Consider the following 15,319-nt stretch of genomic DNA (forward strand, 5'->3'; position numbering starts at 1 on the left):
GGTTCCATCCGTTTCTGTGCCGTCGCACGTCAGAACCCCGAAACTGTCGGGTACAGCCCGCCGAAAACGGGAAGTCAATCGGGGTAGTTCCCCTTGAGGTAATCGCGCAGGAACGCCTTCTCCTTGGGAGTGCGTCGCCGCTTCGAAGCCATGTACTGAGCGGTATCCGCCTCAGGCCCCACGTCTCCGCCCTTGAAGACAGGAGCCGCGGTGCACATGCAGTCGTCGTGAGACGCAAATGTCGCGGTCTCCTTGCGATAGACGGCGCCACGGTCAGCAAGCATCCGGCAGAAGCTGCAGGACTTCGAACCGCGCGATATCCGCTTCCACCCGATGCACGCCGGGTCTTGCTTCCGGTTCGTGATGATCGTGTCGCGGTAAGGGCGAGCCATCTCCGTCCGCATCAATTGTGCGAACCGCGCTGCCGCGAGCTCGTCATCCTCAATCGACAACGGCTCCGATGCCCAGGCGATACCACGGCGGATTTTCACCGTTCGATCAAGAATCACTGGGCTGGCCGCATACGAACCTGCAGCACCGACTCGGGCATCATCGTAGAACTCGGCCGCAAGAGCCGACGAGCCCTCCGAATAGAAGCCGAGCACATCCGGCACCGTGTCAAGTAACTGCAGACGGCGCGACTCCCACTGTCCGGAGGAACGGCGCAGCATCCACCGCACCGTGTCCTCCGCGTCATCACCCAGTAGCGTTAGCTCCGCTTTCGACTCCAGCGCTGTCACCATTCGGAACCTCCGCCTGACGCGCCGCGATAATCGACAACGCGGCATCACGGCCACGCATCTTGTCCTTTTCCGACAGAAGCAACTTGATCTGCTGAGGAGTGAACCCCAGAACTTCCAGACCAACAGTCGTCTCGCGAACCCACTCGGGAGCAGCGGCAACCTGCTTAGCCCCGGCGTCCGCAACAGCAGCACGCGACAGGTACACGGGCGAACGCCACTTCGTATCAATCGAAGCCCAGTCATCCGGAACCTCATCGAGACCGTTCTGGATAGCCAGAGCACGAGTCACCGTTCGACGAATCGGAACCGACCAGTCATCAGTAGCACCCTCAGCCTCAGCAATCAGATCCTCACGCGACGCGCTATACGAATCAGCACTCGTCGGGTTGGCCATGTCCGTCAGCGCGAACGCCGAATCAGGCAGGTCATACTCTCGAGCCTCAAGCTTCGCCAACGCATTCAAGTCCGCCAGATGCGGTGCCGGCGACTGTGCCTCAATGTGCTTCACGTCCGCGCGGCTACCCTCAATGATCTCGCCATCATCATCCACGGCATCCGGCAGCGCCAAAGCCCTACCAAGAGCTATCTGCCACGAAGCCTTGTAGGTGCCGTCCGAGTTCTTGAACATCGAATCGTTGGCACCCAGGAGAATCAGTTGCGGGATCGTGAACACGTCCATGTGCGCCTCAAGACGAACCAGCTCTCGAAGAGCTGAGTACTGGTGCGAAATCGCCGCGGGGGTAATCCTTGAACGCCCCATGCGCTTTGACGAGCGAGGTTTGTACACCAACGGCTCAACCGGAACATGCCACGGATGCTCAGAACGATCAACGGACCATGCGCCATCCACATAATCCGCGTTTACCGTCACGCCGTCCAGGTACAGCACGAACCCAGTGATCTTGTTCCGGTCGCGAGAAGTCACCGACAGAAGGTTGTCCAACCGGCGCTTCCGGTTGTTCCACTCCCCCGTTGCATTCAGCGCATCCTTCGCGTGAACCAGTGCCGCTGGTTCATCCTCATCGCCCTGAGTCGTGATCAGATACGAGATCCCGTGGATCAGAGAATCGGTGCGCCCCTGAGACAACTCAGAAAGAAGGAAGTTCGAGTCCTGCAGCTCCTGCATCCCCAGAGACTCAAGATCGCCGCCCGCCCACACCATCTCCTCAAGATTGCAGCGACGCGCCAGGCCATCCACGCCCTTAGCCGCCCACCCGAGAGCAATGCCCAGGTTGTGATACTGCGGCGGGATGATCGTCCCCACCTGACGAAGCGCGCTCTTCCCGTCATACAGGTCAGAACGCTTCCGGTTGTGGTGCTGCTTCTCCCGCAGCTTCTTCAACAGAAGATTCACCGTAACCGTCTCGTCCTCGCTCAAACCAGGAACGCGCAGATTCTCATCCGTCACAAGATCACCGCCGTCCGTTCACTAGTCCTGCGTCGAGTCGGACGCTCCACGTCATCCTTCTGAGCACCCCAAAGCGCCAAAGTCGCCGACACAATCGGCGTGATATCAGACTGCGCATCCTTGCGGTTCCACGCCCACGCGCCAGCCAACGGACGCTTACGTGCCACAGACAGAGCGATGTTCATCTGAGCCTGATCCGTGTGCCGAAGCTTCGGAGAAGGCTCCATCACGCCGTCAAAGAACTTGCCGCAAGCAATAGCCATGTCCCGACCCTCCGACGCGGCCAAAGTTACGATCACATCAGTGCCAACGAGATAATTCCGCCCCTTGCGAACCTCAACCAGACCCGACATCTCATCCACAACCACTGCATGCAACCGGTTCTTCTCCGCGCGACCCTTGACCCACGCCGAAACCCACTCGACCGAACCCTTTTGGTCATCGAGCTCAACATGCCACAAACCATCAGCACGCAAACCCGCAAGAGACACCGAAGCCGCAGAACGATCCGGCGCCACGTCGATCGCCAACGTCAGCCGATCGATCGGCATCGAAGCGGGGTCTTTCACCCGTCCCCACGACGCCGCATCGATGACCTCAGGAGTGCCAGCCGCATCCCAGATGCCCATAGCCTCGCGACGGAACGAATCATCATCCGTCAGTTGCTCACGCATCCGCTGCATCGACTCGAGCGGCGTCCGCTGAGGGTAAGACGGGTTCGCCTTCTCCCACTGCGCATGATCATCCGGGTCAGCATTGTCATCCGCCGAGAACTCGACGTACACCATGTTCTTTGCCTTGCCAGTGATCGCCTTCGCGCGACGATTCGTGAACTCCTCGCCAGGATCAGTCGGCCTGGGAGGAGTCCCCATGAAGAACAACAGGGCACCAGACGGCTGCTTAGACGCGTTCGTCGCCGGCACCATGTCCTCAAGCGCCTTCTCCGAGAGAATCTGCGCCTCGTCGAACACCTCAACATCAACCGCATCAAAACCGCGACCAAAACCAGCCTCACGGGCGCCGAACATGATCACAGACCCGTTGGTGAACCGTATCTCCTGCTCACCATTCGTAGAACGGATCGCACGAACATGCGGCCAAATCTTCTTCCGACGAACCATGCCCTGCATCGTCGTGAACGTCATCGTTGACGTACGCGTACGGTGCGCAGTCCACAGAACCGTCAGATTCGGGAACAGCACACACAGGGCGATGATGATCATGCCGACCAGGAACGTCTTACCCACCTGGCGCGGGATGCTCAGAACAACACCACCAACCGTGGATGCGTACTTCCCGGCCTTGTCGAGACCGAGAGCCACCGTCCCTACGCCCTGCTGCCACGCATCAAAAGTGATACCGAACTCGGCACACTTCGACTCAACCCGCGGCCACACCGTCTCCACGATCGACTTCGGGAACACAACATGGCGAGCAACGTCAGATAGTTTCGGGGTCGAACTTTCCGTTCGGGACTTCGACGCCATTCTCAGCCTCCTGCAGCTCCCGCGCGTCGATCGACTCGATCTCGTGAACCGTCTCCATCAGCCGCTTAGTCAACGCCGCAAGATCACGAGCAGGGGTCGACGCATCCTCAACGGCAGTCGCAATCCGATCCCGCGTAGCCTCGAGAAGCTCCCGTGTCGTACCGTTCTTCGCCGCATCCGCGACAGAACGAATGTTCGAAACTCCGTCATTGGAACCAGTCATCGAGCCGCACCGCCTTGTGGAAAAAATGTCGGGGAGGGAGGACGGCAAGCCCCGGAGACCCGCAGGCCGTTGGGTCAGGGGGGCACTCCCCCTGGTGTTCGAAGCTGTGTTCGAAGGTCAGTTGAGTGTGCCTGATCTCTTGATGATCGGGGCTACGAGTCGTGCTCGTTTGGCTGAGTTGCAGCGCCAATGAACTGGTGCGGCGTTGCTGGTGTCGTGTCGACCGCCCTTGTGGATGGGCACGATGTGGTCTGCTACGAACGCGTCAGGGTTGGGTTTGCGTGTGCCTGGTATGAAGTATGGAAGGTCGTAGTCGATGGGTTCACCGCAGATCCTGCAGTTGCCACCGAGGCGGCGTACGTGCTCCCGCATGCGGTCTTGCATTGCAGTGTTGCGTCGGACCATGGCAGCATCACCTACTTGCGAGCGTGCTCGTGCTTAACGCAGGCAACCCCGAGTAGCGCGTGGCTTACTCGGGTGCGGGCGTCGGTGCGCGGGGGTGCGGAGTTCGTGGTTAGTCGTCGCCTAGGAGGTAGGAGACGCGGCTTCTCGAGGGGCTGTAGTAGCGGTCTTCGGCGCCGCAGTCGCATCGTTCGCAGGCTGCTTCTGAGTTCCATCCGGTTCCGCAGTCGTCGCAGATCCAGGTGTCAGTCACGAGTTGGCCCCGTTGCTGGGTGCTGCGTGGTGTCGTACTCCGCATGTGCAGGTTGTGATGCCTGTGTTGGCTACGAGGATGACCCGGTTGCAGCGCGCGCATTGGTGTGTGGTTGCGGGGTGGAACGTGGCAGCAACCTTGTCGTTAGCTCCCATCGATTATCTCCCCTAGTTTCCAGTTGCGCATTTTGGGTTGCCAGTCGGACGCTGTGGGTACTTCTTCGTTGTGGTGGAAGATGTATGCGAGCGCGGGTTGGCGGATGATGTAGACCAGGATGGTGAGTGTGATGATGATTGCGGCGCCTTTGAGTGCACGCATTAGTCGTCTTCGTTCTCGTGTTCTGAGCGTTCGAGTGTCCGCATCCACGTGTGCAGCCAGAGGATCGCACCACCGTAGACGCCGAGAAGGATTGTGAATCCCCAGCCGGCAATGTTGAACGCGAGTTCAGTCATCGTCTTCACCAACGTGGCATTCGGTGGGTAGACACCATTCACCTTCACCCTCGTGGTGGATCACTGCGAGGTCATGCAAGATTTCACGATCGCTCTCCATGAGCGTGTCCTTTCAGACAGTTACGAGTTCGACGACGAGTGCACCCATTGCTTCCGCCGCTGAACGATGCTTGTTCAGATGGTGAAAGCAGTAGGCGAGTACTCGTCCGCTGGGTAGTGAGAGGACGCCGCGTGCACGAACACTGGTGCCGCATGCGTCGCAGGTTGCTTTGGTGAAGTCTTCGTCATCCACGATCAGCTCCCTGCGCGAAAGGGTGAGGGCCGGAACGTGTATGTTCCGGCCCTCTTTGGTTGTCCCCACCATGCCTCGACGCCGGTTGCCTTACGATGTGGCTTCTGCCTATGGCTGTATGCGTGGGAGGTGGGAGGTTTGTGTCAGCGGACTATGCGCCGAGTGGTGCGGTTCTTGACCACGTTGGATCGAACCCAGTTACCGCAGCCCTGGCACGAGTACAACGCGTACTCAGTGAGAGCCGTGAACGTCGAATCACCCTCGCTCTTCAGCTTCGGGGAACCACACACAGGGCAACCGGTGTCGTTGCCTGAGAGCAGCGGCAGGTTCACCCCGGAAGGCAACCACGGCAGGAGGCGAAGGTAGAGCTTCTCGGTGAGCCGCACGTCCTGGATGCAGTAGCGCTCCATGAGGCGTTGAGACTTCTCATCACCGTCGATCACACGCATCCAAAGACCGAAACCATCGTGGTGCGTCTTCGAACCCAACCCGAGCTGAGAAGCAACGAAGTCAAGCTTCTTCGACAGCGGCCGGAACTCTCGACGCACAACCTTGAGAAGGTCGATCGTCTTGTACGGCTTCGGACGTGTCATGCCCAGGCGGGCGAACTCCCAGTTCAGGTGCTTCATATCGAAGCCGTCACCGTTGTACCAGACAACGACGTCCGCTTCAGCGAGCATCCGGTGAGCGTGAGCAACCATCTCATCGTTGCCGTGCTCCCACTCGGAGAAGTGGTGCACCTCATGCTCACCCAGCCATTTGGCGGCGAACGATAGAAGGTGGATGGGTTCGACTACCTGCGCGAGCCCGAAGTTCTGGTTGAACATGCCGAAGTGCCTGGACAGTGCAGGTTTGGTCTCGATGTCGAGCGTGAGGATTCGAGCCCGCTTGACGTCCTTGTGAAGCTTTCCGATGAAGCTCATGCGGTGATCTCGCTTCTCCACTCACGGAACGCGGTGGCACCAAACTTCGGTGCCGGGTAGTCCTCATCGGATTCGAGGACTGGTTTCAGTTCTACGTGCGGGTGCTTCCGTTTGTCGATCAGAGCGGCGACGACAACTTCCCGTTCACCGTCTGGGAGCGAGTCAAGCCATGCGTCGTAGTGTTCGGATGCCGTCTTCGGTTTCCGGGTTGCTAGCTTCTCGGTGAATGCCACCGTGCGCTCCTAGGTTTGATAAGCGGGTCAGTTGGTGTTCAGTTGTCATCCGGCTTGATGCCGAACAGGTCTTGGAAGTAGGCGAGTCGGCGCGGATGAACACGCTCGAGCCATTCCCACGGGTCTTTGTCCCACTTGCCCGTCCCGCTCCCCCTGTTGCACTTGACGCAGGAGGGGAAGAGGTTCGAGATGTCGTTCGTTCCACCGCGAGAACGGGGAACGAAGTGTTCGATCTCTTGGAATGGTGCCGACTGGCAGTAGATGCACTGCTCGGGGTTGATGCCCTGCGAAGCCCACGCACCACGGAGGATCGCCTTCACCGGGCGGGGTGCGTCACCATGTTCGATGGTGAGCTTCGGCGCGATACGGCCAGCAAGCGAGAACCACTGTTGCCGAGCGAGGTGCACATTTCCATCGCTGCCCATGTAGGCAAGGGCGCCGGCGGCAGAGATACCGCGGCTGAACCAGTGTCTGACGCTGAGAAGTTCGGGCTCGAATGCTGCCTGCATCTCCAGGTCGCTGCCGAGTTCGGCAAGCTCATCCTGAGTTCCGGTCCAGCTCTTACCAACCGTTAGCATGCGGAGGATCAGGACGCCGAGCGGGTGTTCCGATGCGGCTTTCTCATGCTCATCGCTGAGCGCCATCGCCAGTCTGGCTTCGTAAGTCGGCTTCTCGTTGAGCATCGCGCTGATGGAGCGAACGAGATCAAAGGTCGGGTCCACTTCGCGGAGAGGAGAGCCTGCATCCATGAGTTTCGCCGCATGAATGAGCTTCTCGCCGAGTTCGCGGAAGTGCGTGGAAGTGGACGCGTCGATAGACAAGCGGCACACCTCCTGCGGGGATGAACTGCTTGTGAGTTATAGGGGTGCTCGCCTCACCGTTACGTGGCTCGAGCGTTTTGAACGACGGTTTTGCGCGCTTCGGGTTGTACGGGAGCATCGCCGTGGTTTGGTTACTCGCGCGTGAACCCGGTGGGTGCTGTCGTTCGTTTGTGTGAGCGCACGCGTTATGGGACACCGGCCTAGGTGTCTCGTGCGCATTGTTGCCACCTCGTCACGGTGGCCCTCAACCCGCCTCGCCACGTTTAACCATGAGCTGTCGGGGAGTGCAAGAAAGCCGCCCACCAGATGAGGTTGAGCGGCTTGGATTTTGGAGACACTAATCTCCGGTGAGCCAATGATATCAGAGATTCACGGATTCCGCATCCATATCATCGACGGAGTGTCTTAGGCCCCGCAACTCCCATTGGCCTTGCCATTCGTGGCCGCAAGCTCGACAGCTTGCCTTAGCCCCTTCCCAGACTGAGGCCGAGTTAGCCCAGTATTGAACAACGATTGGGTACGGGACGGGATCGCCGTCTTCATTCGGGTAGAAAGTCTCTCGACACTCAGGGCAAGCCGATGTCATCTGAATCATCTTTGGCGGATTCAACATGCCGCGGATCTCGCCGGCCCACTTCCTCAGTTTGCGAGTGTAGAAGGTGTCAAGACTTTCGCCCTGCGTTGCAACGAATGCGACATACCACGATCTGAGGTCGATTGTGGCGTTACGGGTTGTCGGCGCTTTCACCAGGCGGCACCAGTCAACAATCTGAGACGTGATCATGCCCGCAGCGTGCAGGGCATCCGTGTTGAGGAGGTTTCGCGCCCATGGTGCTGCGCTACCTCCTGATGGTGAGCCGAGGCCGGATGCGACTGCTTCCGTGAGCTGCACGAGTAGCGCATCCTCGGAAGCCCATGTGTAACCAGAGTCGGTTTGCACCTTGACATTGCGCGGGAGGGTCAGATCATCTACGGCATCGAGAAGATCGCTCATCACGTGTCCTTCCTGTGGCAATCGCACGGGCACCCACGGTTTGGGCATCCGGTGTGTTCGGTGGTTGACGGAAACGCACAAAAACCCGAACGCGACATGATGACGCGCTGCCTAGTTGATTCGGTCATCGTCAAAATGGAGTTGTTGTATCGGCTGTTGCCCACGTGTCGGTGCTGGTGGGTGTCTGTGCGGGTGCGGACTGTGCAGGCTGCTGTGCGCGCGGGATGACGCCCAACGTTGCGAACTTCAGCTCAGTCTCAACCGCGATAGTTCCATCCTGTTTCGTGTAACCGCGTGGTGCCGGCTGACCCGTGATCGTCACAAGCGTCTTCTTGGTCACCGTTCCGATGATCGGTTCAGCAGCTTCATCCCAGAACGATGCGGTGAACCATGCCGTCTCACCCGCATCCACCCACTGGTTGGTCTGCTTGTCTAGCTTCCGCGGCGTGTGCGGAACACTGACCTTGACGACCCTGTGCCCGTTGACTTCGCGGATCTCGAGGTCGTTGGCTACGAAGCCTTCGATGGTTGTTGTGGCCTTGCTCACGTGTTTCTCCTTGCTTCGATTGCTTCGTCGATGAGGTCGGGGCGATATCCCGACCAATGTTTCCGGCCATCCATGACAACGGGGGCCGACCGATGATTCATCGCTTTGAGTAGGTCTGCGTAGTCGGCTGCACTGTTCTCGATTACGACAACACCTGCCTCTTGGAACCGTCGTAGTGTGGCTTTGCAGGGTTGGCAGTTGGGTTGCGTGTACACCACCACCTCAGTCATGGCCACTCGTCCGGGTCTCGGTCCAGGAGCGTCCTGCACAGTTTGCATGTGACGTCTCCCGGATAAGGGGTTGAGAACTTGAAGGATGCCGGTCCGTTCGCGTGCAGAGTCTTAGACAAGTCGCCGCGCCAATGCACGAATCGCGTTTCCTGGAATACCTCAGTCATGCGGCACCTCCCATGTGAACGGCCCACACTTTGGGCCGCACCAGCAGATGCCGCCGTCGTTCTCGTGACTCATCGCTGTCATCTCCTCGCTCATGCGGCTCCTGCGATCTGTTGTGGTTCGGATAGTTCGGCAGCCCACCTGTCACGGTAGAAACGGTGCGGTTCGAGCTTGAGTGACCGGCGTGCGACACGAACCGACTCGACCGGTTCGCCGAGACGGTGTGCGATCACAGGGTCAGGTGCACCCTTCGACCATTCCGCTTCCACACGGTCACGGAATGATGGTGCTTGACCGTCCGCTTTCGGTCGGAACGCTTTGAGCACCATCCCGCCGATCAAATGTGGGAGGTCTGTGCCACGTTTCTCCGCATGATCCGTCAACGCCCACCCGATCGGATCAGGGAGCTCGAGAGTCACCTTCATGTCGTTTCGCCTGCCTTGAGGAATGTCACCCAGTGAGTCTTTGCGGTCTTGCCGCTTCGATGTCCGACGAGTGGCAGGTTTGGCGTGAGCGCGAGAATCTGTCTCACTGGGATCTGTGTTTCGTTCCACTTGAAGATGAGCACTCCATAGTCGGCGAGGACTCGGAAGCACTCGGCAAACCCAAGGGTCAGGTCATGCCCCCAGTTGAGAGGATCGAGCTTCCCGTACTTCTTGCCCATCCAGGCGCTGTCGCCGACGCGCACAAGATGTGGCGGATCGAACACTACGACTCTGAACGCCCCGTCTTCGAAAGGAAGGTTGCGGAAGTCCATCTCGACATCTGGGTGCACGTTCAGTGCGCGGCCGTCGCAGAGAATGTGATCCTCGGTGCGGATATCCCCGAACATCACGCGCGGGTCTTCCTTGTCGAAGTAGAACATTCTGCTTCCCGATGCCGGGTCCAGAACTAGCTGCTGTTCGTTCACGTTCACAGTCATTTACGCCACGTCCTTAAAGGTTCGAACAAATACGGCCCACTCGATGCACTGCCGCGGTGACCACGCATCCACATCCGGGAACCACCTACGCACCGTGGTTTGGTGTGCGCCAACCGTGCGGGCTGCTTCACTGAACGACGCACCCTCCCGAATCAACGCGAGTGCTTGTTCACGGTCTTCATCTGGGTGACGGACGGCAGGTTCCACATGGTTGATGTGTAACCGTGTCCGCCACCGTGAGATCGTGCGTTCCGACACGTTGAACCGTTCCGACAACTGCCTCGTCGTCATTCCGGCCCGGTCACACGCCACAAACTCCGCATCACGCTCAGCCGCATACCAGGCAGACAAACCAACCGGCCTAGACATTCGCTTCCTCCTCGTCCTTCCTCGCAGCACACGGGTAACGGACACACGAACCATCCGCCGCCCACTTATGACCGTTCGCACACGGGTCAGGTCTGTGATCCGCCAACGCCGCATCCCACTGCGCATTGATCGAACCGATCGAGGCAGATGCGGGCTCGTCTTCCCACCGTCGATCCGTCAACCACCCCTGTGCGTACTTCGGGGTGCGACCATCAACCGTCTTGCCGCCCATGATCGGACCAAGCTCGGCTTTGTATGCTTCGACACCGGCCATGATCGCCTTGATGTCAGCACCAGACTTGATCGCTTTGACGAACGACTTCCTCGCCGGCTCCTTGCCCTTCTTCACGGGCCATGCACGCCAGAAGTCGTCGAACATCCGATTGATCATCTGCGCGCTCGGCGAACCCGAAGGGTGCGCAAAGTCTTTGTTCTTTATCGGGTCGGGTCGGGTCGGGTCGGGAGGATTCGCTTCTCCATCAGTAGAACTAGGAGACCCGATCAGTTCTCCATCAGTTATCTGATCGAGATCTGACAACTGATCCGGGAAACACCACTCGCAACCGGGCACCTTCGTGCGCCGTTTTACGTGCCACCGCTTGTGATTTCCGTGCTTGGCACCCTCGGCCTTCGCCTCACGGCCAGCCTGCACAGTCTCCGCATCAGGGTTGTACTCCGTCCACGCATGGAACGCCGTGCCCTCAGCAGCTTCGACCCATAGGCCTGCCGTGATCAACGCATCAACCAACTTTGCGCGCCCGCCGAACTCCTCAATCATGTATTCGGGCACGAAACCGTCAAGGCCTTCACCCGCCGCCCATGACCCTGAGATGACCCAGAGGCCCATTGCTTCGAGCCGGATCGCGCGAGGGATGCGTCTTACTTTTCTAGATGCGTGAAGTCGATCGTCTACTTTGAACCACATGTACGCACCTCCTTGTCATTCGGTTCTCCTGCGGTGGCATGTGCATGTGTCGACCCGGCAGAACGAAGCCGAGTAAGCACGACCTGGATGACACTTCGGGCAGCGACCACACGCCGGCTCTTCCCTGGCATACGTGGTCGGGATAGCGCCCGGTGCGGTGATGAAACTCATGTCCTGTTCCTCCTCAAACGTTCAAGAGACTTCGGTGAATAGCCCGCGTAGATGCCCTCACGTTGGTTTGTACGCAACGCGAACTCGAGACACTGGGCGCGTACCGGACATTCGCGGCAGATCTTCTTCGCACGTTCCGCAGTCGGCAGGTCGCCATGACGCGGGAACCAAAGTTCAGGGTCCGTGGTCGCACACCGCGCGGCCGTCATCCAGGTCTCTGGGCGGACGTGATCATCCGTGTAAACCCTCATCGCACGCCGCCTTCGAGCAAGGTTGCGAACGCCTCGAGCGTCATCGTGACGTGCTGATCCGCTGGGTTCGCTGAGCCGTGACGTTTGTGTACAACGACACCGATCACGGCGTCATCGTTGCCACGTTCGATCTCGGCCTCCCGCAACCAACCAGGGAGGTCGATCTTGCTGGATACGTTCTTGACTTCGATGACCACGCGACCACCTGGGATGCGTACCCCCGAGATGTCACCGCGATCCTTGCTGCCTGACTTCGCTCGTCTCTCGATCCGGTCATCAGCTAGACGAAACGCGAGGAAGTTGGCGACGAGTGATTCCATGAGAGTGCCGGCTTTCTTGGCGGATGCACGATTGCGCGTCACGGGGTCACGACCTCTGCATATGCCGGCAGGTCGCTCGAGAGATGCGGCCCCCACAGCGGGTCTGAATCGAGGTTCCAGACGCCCGAACCGCGCTTCGTCCACTGAGACCCATCATGAGTTCTCAACGTCGTTCCTGGAGGCATTTCGTCGAACTCTTCGACCGTGTACATGTCATCTCCTGGGTTGCGTAAGGGCGCGCATCCGTGGTGGTTGCGCGCCCTCAAGTGGTTGGTGTGTCAGCCTTTGAGCTGTGCACGTTTCTGTTTGATGGCGTCCGTGATGTCTGTGTGGATGCCGAGTGTGTGTGCGTGTTTTTCGATGCCGTCGAGTGTGGTCGTGTCGGTAGCATTCGTGATCGCGTGTAGGGCTTTGGTGATCGTCGTCGGGTCAACAGGCGGGGCATCAGGAAGCGGCTGCACAACGAACGGGGCACGACGACCACGAGTCACGGTCAGGTTCACGGTTACGGGTGCGTCAATGTGTGATGCGTGCGAGATGCGGATGCCACCAGTGACGTCTTTGCCGAAACGAATCGTCTGATCGTTGTACAGCCGAAGCTTGCGACCGACGTAGTTGGACGCCTCTGCACCCCAAATCTGGACGAGCACCCTCCGCATCGACTTCCCCGGCCGGTATGTGCGTCCAGGGAACTCGGATAGGTGGATGAACACTGGCTGTTCCGCTGTCCCCGCCGTGACGTTGGTGATGCTCACGGTGCGGGGTGCTGCGGTCAGGTCGTCTGCGTTGACCTGCTGGCTGTTTGGCTCAAGCGTCTGTGAGAGATCCATCAGTTGCCTCCTGGGAAGTTCAGGCGAGCGAACTCGCCGAAATGCTCGATCGCTGCGGCGTCGTAAGCTCGAGCGGCTTCCTCCTGTGTGGCGAATACGCCCAGGTGGTGGTAGGTGCCACCAGATGTCAGAGACGCGAGCCAGGGAGCATGTGGGACTACGGACTTTTGCACACCCTTGAACTTGTTCCTGCTGTCTGCGCGCATCTTGCGGTTGGCCGCGTTCTGAGATGGAGACGCTTCCCGCAAGTTGGCACGTCTGTTGTCGAGCGTGTTGCCGTTGATGTGGTCTACGTGCTGGTCGGTTGGAAGAATCAGCCGGTGCAGGATCTCCCCGTGCGACTTCTTTCCCACCCAAACGGTGCGTACGGCGTATGGGTGCGTCGCATGACTGCTGGCATGCCACTTCCCGCCATCCATTGCCCACTCGTAGTCGGCGTCGTCTATCAGCGCAACCAGGCCGCGCGACAGGATGATCTCTTTTGTCACAGTCGGATCTCCTCATATTCGGGTCGCCGTTCGGTTGCGGGCAGGCCAACTGTCGCGGTGTTGAAGTTCCTGATGATGTTGGCGACGTTGATCTCAAACGTCTTGGCCGCGGCTTCGATGGCAGAGAACCAACGCGGGTCGGGGAACACGCGGTGAGGCCAGAGAGGAAGGCCAGCACTGAACGAGATGTAGTCACACCATTTGCGTCCGGTGATGAACATGCCTGCCTGCATCTGGGCCATGTTGTACACGGGTGGTTTGCCGTCGAGTACGTGGGCGATGTGCTTCTCAGGCTTGCGGGACTTGATTTCTACGAGTCCTTCATCGCCTACGAAGCCGTCTGGTGAGTAGCCGATCGTGTAACCGTCCTGCTCGAGCGTGACGAATCCGATTTCTTCGACTGGTGCGAAGTGTTCGGCGTATACGGCTCGAGCGAAGGGTTCGTCGTCTGTGCCACGCTGCATGTCTGCGGTGGGGTGCACGTACTCGACATGCCCGGTGATCCGTTCGGCTGCGAGCTGCATCGTGAGGGTGCGCGAGGTCTCGTTGTCCGCGACCTTCAACGTTGACGGCGTGATGTGCTTGCCGAGGTTGCTGGCGGTGAGTAGTCCGCGTCGTGCCTGCAACCATTCTTCGGTTCCTTGTACCAGGGTGGCGTAGGTGACTCTGTTCATACGAATTCCAATCCGATGATGCCGAGGTTGTTGTATCGGGCTTCGACGTGTGCTTCTCGGAGTGCGTCTTTCCAGTAGTGGCGCGGGAAGATTGCGAGGACGTATTCGCCGCGCATGACTTTCCAGCACCCGGATTCGGTGTGTCTAACCGATATGCGTGAACTCATGGTCGCCAACCTCCAGATTCTTCGAGTCTTAACGTGCGTACGATGGATTCCCAGTAGCGGACGTGGGATTGTGCGAGTGCGATAACGGACCCGATGCCTGAGTGTTCGGCGCGGATGAGGTATGCGCGTTCTTGGGAGAGCCTGATTTCCGCCTCATCAAGAGTCATCACGTCTCCTGATATCGCTATCTGCTGCGATGACTCCGAGAACCTCGAAGTCAATGACTGCCTCTGGGACTGCGGTGCTGAGCTTCTCGTTGTATAACCGCATCGCGGAATCGAGTACGTTGACGGCACGGATGCCAACGCCGCCATCATCCATTTCAACCAGAACTCGCACTCTCATCACTGCTCTCCTCGGTGGTCGGCCTCACAGCCGTCCTCGCACTCATCGGTGCATCCTGTGTAGAACTCGTCATCCGGGTCTGTGATGTTCCCGCTCATCTCTTGTCCCTTCCGATCTGATTCATATTGGTTCCGCGGCAGGTAAATGCGACCACGGCAAAGCAGGTAAAGAAGAACCCCGCTAACCAAACGGTGGCGGGGCTGTTGGGTGTGTTTGCGAGTGCTATGAGGCATGTGGCGGCGAGAGTGAACGCCGCAAAACGAATCGCCATCATGTCGGCTCCTCTTGCGGATAGACAACCTCAACTCGGATGCCCCGTTCCTTAGCCTGTGCGAGTATTTGATCCACCAGTGCTTGCGTCTTGCCTGCACTGCGCGCCGAAACGATGAAAGTGGGGGCGGGAGGCACCTGAGCCGGTCGGTATTGCAGGAACTCTCTAACCGCGTTCGCGGCATCGATAGGCAGCGCGAGTGCCCACCCGAATGCGGTAGTGATCTCGATGGCCCCGTCCCCTCGGTCACGGACGCCAACTCCAGCGCTCGATATGAATGCTGTTTTCAGACTTTCTTCGTAAAAGTTCATGGTCGTCTCCTCGCCTTGGTTCCGCGGCAGCTCCATGCGACTACGGCAAAGCAGGTAAAGAAGAACCCCGTCAACCAGATGGTTGCGGGGCTGTTGGGTGTC

23 protein-coding genes are annotated in these 15,319 nt (G+C 59.1%); all 23 read right to left on the reverse strand.

Annotated features, from left to right (window positions below):
- Positions 1–74 precede the first annotated feature (74 nt).
- Positions 75–743, reverse strand: a complete 669-nt coding sequence (locus tag RQG82_RS01420) for a hypothetical protein (RefSeq protein WP_311257348.1) — start codon at positions 741–743, stop codon at positions 75–77.
- Complete coding sequence (locus RQG82_RS01425; protein ID WP_311257349.1) at positions 697–2,151, reverse strand: phage portal protein; 1,455 nt, start codon at positions 2,149–2,151, stop codon at positions 697–699. The genes RQG82_RS01420 and RQG82_RS01425 overlap by 47 nt, the downstream gene beginning before the upstream one ends.
- Positions 2,148–3,638, reverse strand: coding sequence for a terminase large subunit domain-containing protein (locus RQG82_RS01430; RefSeq protein ID WP_311257350.1), 1,491 nt, complete (start codon positions 3,636–3,638; stop codon positions 2,148–2,150). Before RQG82_RS01430 ends, RQG82_RS01425 begins: the two co-directional genes overlap by 4 nt.
- Complete coding sequence (locus RQG82_RS01435; RefSeq protein WP_311257351.1) at positions 3,592–3,861, reverse strand: hypothetical protein; 270 nt, start codon at positions 3,859–3,861, stop codon at positions 3,592–3,594. The genes RQG82_RS01430 and RQG82_RS01435 overlap by 47 nt, the downstream gene beginning before the upstream one ends.
- Before the next feature lie 117 nt (positions 3,862–3,978).
- Entirely contained in the window at positions 3,979–4,266 is a 288-nt protein-coding gene (locus RQG82_RS20125; protein WP_396653534.1) for an HNH endonuclease, read from the reverse strand.
- A 567-nt stretch (positions 4,267–4,833) separates the two neighbouring features.
- Positions 4,834–4,968, reverse strand: a complete 135-nt coding sequence (locus tag RQG82_RS01440; RefSeq protein ID WP_311257352.1) for a hypothetical protein — start codon at positions 4,966–4,968, stop codon at positions 4,834–4,836.
- Positions 4,969–5,080: 112 nt separating this feature from the next.
- Entirely contained in the window at positions 5,081–5,260 is a 180-nt protein-coding gene (locus tag RQG82_RS01445; RefSeq protein WP_311257353.1) for a hypothetical protein, read from the reverse strand.
- 143 nt (positions 5,261–5,403) lie between these two features.
- The gene (locus tag RQG82_RS01450; protein WP_311257354.1) at positions 5,404–6,183 is read right to left on the reverse strand and encodes a ribonuclease H-like domain-containing protein; all 780 of its coding nucleotides are present in this window, start codon (positions 6,181–6,183) and stop codon (positions 5,404–5,406) included.
- Positions 6,180–6,416, reverse strand: coding sequence for a hypothetical protein (locus RQG82_RS01455; RefSeq protein ID WP_311257355.1), 237 nt, complete (start codon positions 6,414–6,416; stop codon positions 6,180–6,182). Before RQG82_RS01455 ends, RQG82_RS01450 begins: the two co-directional genes overlap by 4 nt.
- Positions 6,417–6,454: 38 nt before the next feature.
- Positions 6,455–7,237 (reverse strand): HNH endonuclease, encoded by a 783-nt coding sequence (locus RQG82_RS01460; RefSeq protein ID WP_311257356.1) that lies wholly within the window; start codon positions 7,235–7,237, stop codon positions 6,455–6,457.
- 361 nt (positions 7,238–7,598) lie between these two features.
- A complete protein-coding gene (locus RQG82_RS01465; RefSeq protein WP_311257357.1) occupies positions 7,599–8,231 on the reverse strand; it encodes a hypothetical protein in 633 nt (210 codons plus the stop codon).
- A gap of 130 nt (positions 8,232–8,361) precedes the next feature.
- Positions 8,362–8,778 carry a single-stranded DNA-binding protein gene (locus RQG82_RS01470; protein ID WP_311257358.1) on the reverse strand — a complete coding sequence of 139 codons (417 nt, stop codon included), beginning with the start codon at positions 8,776–8,778 and terminating at the stop codon, positions 8,362–8,364.
- Positions 8,775–9,056, reverse strand: a complete 282-nt coding sequence (locus RQG82_RS20130; protein ID WP_396653535.1) for a glutaredoxin family protein — start codon at positions 9,054–9,056, stop codon at positions 8,775–8,777. Before RQG82_RS20130 ends, RQG82_RS01470 begins: the two co-directional genes overlap by 4 nt.
- 538 nt (positions 9,057–9,594) lie before the next feature.
- Positions 9,595–10,095 (reverse strand): SAM-dependent methyltransferase, encoded by a 501-nt coding sequence (locus RQG82_RS01475; protein WP_311257359.1) that lies wholly within the window; start codon positions 10,093–10,095, stop codon positions 9,595–9,597.
- On the reverse strand, positions 10,096–10,518 hold the full coding sequence (locus RQG82_RS20135) for a helix-turn-helix domain-containing protein (protein ID WP_396653536.1): 423 nt from the start codon (positions 10,516–10,518) through the stop codon (positions 10,096–10,098). It lies immediately after the preceding gene.
- Positions 10,457–11,389, reverse strand: coding sequence for a hypothetical protein (locus tag RQG82_RS01480; RefSeq protein WP_311257360.1), 933 nt, complete (start codon positions 11,387–11,389; stop codon positions 10,457–10,459). Before RQG82_RS01480 ends, RQG82_RS20135 begins: the two co-directional genes overlap by 62 nt.
- Positions 11,390–11,556: 167 nt before the next feature.
- Positions 11,557–11,811 carry a WhiB family transcriptional regulator gene (locus RQG82_RS20140; RefSeq protein ID WP_396653537.1) on the reverse strand — a complete coding sequence of 85 codons (255 nt, stop codon included), beginning with the start codon at positions 11,809–11,811 and terminating at the stop codon, positions 11,557–11,559.
- Positions 11,808–12,131 carry a hypothetical protein gene (locus tag RQG82_RS01485; RefSeq protein WP_311257361.1) on the reverse strand — a complete coding sequence of 108 codons (324 nt, stop codon included), beginning with the start codon at positions 12,129–12,131 and terminating at the stop codon, positions 11,808–11,810. Before RQG82_RS01485 ends, RQG82_RS20140 begins: the two co-directional genes overlap by 4 nt.
- A gap of 38 nt (positions 12,132–12,169) precedes the next feature.
- Positions 12,170–12,343: a hypothetical protein gene (locus RQG82_RS01490; RefSeq protein ID WP_311257362.1), complete on the reverse strand. Its 174-nt coding sequence runs from the start codon at positions 12,341–12,343 to the stop codon at positions 12,170–12,172.
- 66 nt (positions 12,344–12,409) lie between these two features.
- Positions 12,410–12,961, reverse strand: a complete 552-nt coding sequence (locus tag RQG82_RS01495; RefSeq protein WP_311257363.1) for a hypothetical protein — start codon at positions 12,959–12,961, stop codon at positions 12,410–12,412.
- Positions 12,961–13,449 (reverse strand): HNH endonuclease, encoded by a 489-nt coding sequence (locus tag RQG82_RS01500; RefSeq protein ID WP_311257364.1) that lies wholly within the window; start codon positions 13,447–13,449, stop codon positions 12,961–12,963. The genes RQG82_RS01495 and RQG82_RS01500 overlap by 1 nt, the downstream gene beginning before the upstream one ends.
- A complete protein-coding gene (locus RQG82_RS01505) occupies positions 13,446–14,123 on the reverse strand; it encodes a YqaJ viral recombinase family protein (RefSeq protein WP_311257365.1) in 678 nt (225 codons plus the stop codon). Before RQG82_RS01505 ends, RQG82_RS01500 begins: the two co-directional genes overlap by 4 nt.
- A 782-nt stretch (positions 14,124–14,905) precedes the next feature.
- Complete coding sequence (locus RQG82_RS01510) at positions 14,906–15,217, reverse strand: hypothetical protein (RefSeq protein WP_311257366.1); 312 nt, start codon at positions 15,215–15,217, stop codon at positions 14,906–14,908.
- Positions 15,218–15,319: the final 102 nt, after the last annotated feature.

It is taken from the genome of Microbacterium sp. WCS2018Hpa-9 (assembly GCF_031843745.1).
GTDB lineage: Bacteria > Actinomycetota > Actinomycetes > Actinomycetales > Microbacteriaceae > Microbacterium.